Genomic DNA, 1,097 nt, shown 5'->3' with positions numbered 1-1,097 from the left:
GCGCCGGCGCCGCGGGCGGTGATCGCCGCCGCGCAACGCGCGCTCGAGGGCGGCCGCGTGCCCTACACCGAGGCCCTGGGGATGCCGGAGCTGCGCGCGCGCATCGCGCGGGACTACCGCGAGCGTTACGGCGTCGCGGTGGCGCCGGAGCGGGTCGTGGTCACCACCGGCTCGTCGGCCGGCTTCATCCTGGCGTTCCTGAGCCTGTTCGACGCCGGCGCCCGCGTCGGCGTGCCCCAGCCGGGCTACCCGGCCTATCACAACATCCTCGCGGCCCTCGACCTGGTGCCGGTGCCGATGCGGCTCCGCGCGGCCGACCGCTACGCCCCCACCGCCGCGCTGCTGCGGGAGACCCATGCCGCGCACGCCCTCTCGGGCGTTCTGGTGATGAGCCCGGCCAACCCCTCCGGCACGGTGATCGGCGAGGCGGCGCTGGCGGAGCTGTGCGCAGCGGCGCGGGCGCTCGGCCTGCCCTTCGTCTCCGACGAGATCTACCACGGGCTCGGCTACGGCGTGCCGACGACGACCGCCCTGCGGTTCGACCCGGACGCGATCGTGATCAACTCGTTCTCGAAGTACCACTGCATGACCGGCTGGCGCGTCGGCTGGATGGTGGTGCCCGACGCCCTCGTGCGCCCGATCGAGCGGCTGGCGCAGCACCTCTACATCTCGGCGCCCACCCTCTCGCAGGTCGCCGCGCTCGCCGCCTTCGACGCCACCGAGGAACTCGACGCGGTGCGCGACGGCTACGCCCGCAACCGCGCGATCCTGCTCGACGCGTTCCCGGGCCTCGGCCTCGGGCGGACGCATCCGGTCGACGGCGCGTTCTACCTCTACGCGGACGTGGCCCACCTCACCAACGACGCCTCCGCCTTCTGCCGGCGGATGCTCGACGAGGCCGGCGTGGCGGCCACCCCCGGCCTCGACTTCGACCGGGAGGCCGGCCACCACCACGTCCGGTTCTCCTTCGCCGGCTCGGAGGCCGAGTGCCGGGAAGCGGTGCGGCGCCTGCGAACCTGGCTGGCGTGAGCGCGGCGCGGACGCCCCGGTCAGGCCGCCAGGACGGCGGCGTCCGCGACCGAGGCGGCGGCCAGCGC

At 75.4% G+C, this 1,097-nt stretch carries 1 protein-coding gene; it reads left to right on the top strand.

The annotated features are described in order from the left end of the window. Window positions 1-1,029 (top strand): aminotransferase class I/II-fold pyridoxal phosphate-dependent enzyme (locus FV230_RS28610; protein ID WP_147844763.1); only part of this gene is annotated, 1,029 nt, incomplete at its 5' end. Window positions 1,030-1,097: the final 68 nt, after the last annotated feature.

It is taken from the genome of Methylobacterium sp. WL6 (assembly GCF_008040095.1).
Taxonomy (GTDB): domain Bacteria; phylum Pseudomonadota; class Alphaproteobacteria; order Rhizobiales; family Beijerinckiaceae; genus Methylobacterium.
This window is presented reverse-complemented; position numbering and strand designations above follow the sequence as displayed.